At 48.0% G+C, this 2500-nt stretch carries 2 rRNA genes (both running past the window's edge); both read right to left on the minus strand.

Going from position 1 to position 2500, the window contains the following annotated elements:
* Positions 1–15, minus strand: a 5S ribosomal RNA gene (gene rrf, locus KD145_RS16220); it reaches 97 nt to the left of the window's first position.
* Positions 16–134: 119 nt separating this feature from the next.
* A 23S ribosomal RNA gene (locus tag KD145_RS16225) occupies positions 135–2500 on the minus strand; it runs 512 nt beyond the window's last position.

Here is a 2500-nt window from a genome sequence, read left to right on the forward strand (position 1 = left end):
GGCATAACCACCATAAGATCTTTAGCTGCGATGATCGCTCATCTGAGATGCAGGGGCTTTCGCTTGCCTTATCTCCAGCTGATAATAAGATAACATATTGGGAAAGTCGTATACGAACTTTGCAGTAATAAATAAAATTAAAGCTTACGGGCAATTAGTATTACTCGGCTTTGATGTTACCACCTTTACACCTGTAACCTATCAACGTCGTAGTCTCCGACGGCCCTTAAAAGTAAACTCATCTTGAAGCAGGTTTCACGCTTAGATGCTTTCAGCGTTTATCCTGTCCGTACATAGCTACTCTGCACTGCACCTGGCGGCACAACAGATACACCAGCGGTACGTACGACCCGGTCCTCTCGTACTAAGGTCATGTCTCCTCAATTTACTAACGATCACAACAGATAGGGACCGAACTGTCTTGCGACGTTCTGAACCCAGTTCACGTGCCACTTTAATCGGCGAACAGCCGAACCCTTGGGACCTTCTCCAGCCCCAGGATGTGACGAACCGACATCGAGGTGCCAAACCTCACCGTCGATATGAGCTCTTGGGTGAGATCAGCCTGTTATCCCCGGAGTACCTTTTATCCTTTGAGCGATGGCCCTTCCATACAGAACCACCGGATCACTTTAGCCTGCTTTCGCACCTGCTCGGCTTGTTTGCCTCACAGTCAAGCACCCTTATACTAATGCGCTCTGCGTACGATTACCAACCGTACTGAGGGTACCTTTGCGAGCCTCCGTTACCTTTTAGGAGGCGACCACCCCAGTCAAACTACCCACCAAACAATGTCTCCGTTGCCGGATTAGACTCTAAATAACAGAAGGTTGGTATTTCAACGATGACTCCACAACTCCTGGCGAAGCTGCTTCATAGTCTCCCAACTATCCTACACATCTGGCATTCAAAATCAATGTTAAGTTGTAGTGAAGGTTCACGGGGTCTTTCCGTCCCGTTGCGATTAACCGGCATCTTCACCGATACTACAATTTCACCGAGCTCGTGGTAGAGACAGTGTACAACTCATTAGACCATTCGTGCAGGTCGGAACTTACCCGACAAGGAATTTCGCTACCTTAGGACCGTTATAGTTACGGCCGCCGTTTACTGGGGCTTCAGTCAGAAGCTTTGGATTACTCCGAACATCCTTCCTTAACCTTCCAGCACCGGGCAGGTATCAGGCTCTATACGTCATCTTTCGATTTTGCAGGGCCCTGTGTTTTTGTTAAACAGTTGGTTGTACCATTTTACTGAGACCACATTACTGTGGTACGCCTTATCCCGAAGTTACAGCGTCAATTTGCCTAGTTCCTTTACCACGGATCACTCGAGCGCCTTAGAATACTCATCTCGACTACCTGTGTCGGTTTACGGTACGGGCTGCTATAAACGAACCTTAGAAGTTTTTCTTGGAAGTCTGATTAGGGACATTATCAGCGCTGCCGAAGCTTTGCTGTACTATCAGGTTCAGCACCATCTGCGGATTTTCCTACAGTCGGTATACCTACACCCTTCAACGCACTATTCCGTAAGTGCGCAGTCCTTTCACTACTCCGTTACTCCATCGAATTTATAGCAGGTACTGGAATATTCACCAGTTTGCCATCAGCTACGCCTCTCGGCTTTGCCTAAGGACCCGACTAACCCTGATCCGATTAGCGTTGATCAGGAACCCTTAGTCTTACGGCGATAAGATTTTTCATCTTATTTATCGTTACTTATGCCTACATTTTCTTTTCTAAACGCTCCAGCATGTCTCACAACACACCTTCGATGCAGTTTAGAATGCTCCCCTACCGTCTAGCATTGCTGCTAGGCCTAAAGCTTCGGTTGTATGTTTGATGCCCGATTATTTTCCGTGCCCAAACCCTCGACCAGTGAGCTGTTACGCACTCTTTAAATGAATGGCTGCTTCCAAGCCAACATCCTGGCTGTTTTAGGATTTGAACCGCGTTTGTTCAACTTAACATACGATTAGGGACCTTAGCTGTTAGTCTGGGTTATTTCCCTCTCGGCCATGGACCTTAGCGCCCACAGCCTCACTCCTGGAGATTATGTTATAGCATTCGGAGTTTATTAGGGTTTGGTAGGCGGTGAAGCCCCCTAGCCCAATTAGTAGCTCTACCTCTATAACACGTCTATATCCAAGGCTGTTCCTAAAAACATTTCGGGGAGAACGAGCTATCTCTCAGTTTGATTGGCCTTTCACCCCTATCCACAGGTCATCCCATAGCTTTTCAACGCTAATGAGTTCGGACCTCCAGTTGGTTTTACCCAACCTTCATCCTGCCCATGGATAGATCACAAAGTTTCGCGTCTACCCCCACTGACTAAGCGCTCTGTTAGAACTCGCTTTCGCTGCGGCTCCGGTACTGAAGACCTTAACCTCGCCAGTGAGGAGTAACTCGTAGGCTCATTATGCAAAAGGCACGCCGTCACTCTTTCGAGCTCCGACCGCTTGTAGGCGCACGGTTTCAGGAACTATTTCACTCTCCTG

Source organism: Chitinophaga sp. HK235 (assembly GCF_018255755.1).
Classification (GTDB): Bacteria; Bacteroidota; Bacteroidia; order Chitinophagales; family Chitinophagaceae; genus Chitinophaga.